We start from the raw sequence: 204 nt of genomic DNA, 5'->3' as shown, positions 1-204 counted from the left end.
AATGCACTGGTTCATAATCTCGTTGATTTCCCGGATTTCCCATTGCTTCGGCTCGTCAAAGGCATGGTTCAAGGCTTCCTTATAGAGCTGCTTGGAGCAGACCATGCTCCCGGTGTACTTATCAAGATACGCCTGTATCATCCCGGCTTTGGTGTCCTCCGGCATAAAATCCCGCTGGTGTTCTTTGAGATACCGCTGCATGGC

At 50.5% G+C, this 204-nt stretch carries 1 pseudogene; it reads right to left on the bottom strand.

Annotation, left to right across the window (positions count from 1 at the left end):
• Window positions 1–204, bottom strand: a pseudogene (locus DW761_RS21600) (virulence-associated protein E); the annotation flags it as partial.

The organism is Absiella sp. AM29-15 (genome assembly GCF_003434225.1).
GTDB classification, from domain to species: domain Bacteria; phylum Bacillota_I; class Bacilli_A; order Erysipelotrichales; family Erysipelotrichaceae; genus Hoskinsella; species Hoskinsella hominis.
This window is presented reverse-complemented; position numbering and strand designations above follow the sequence as displayed.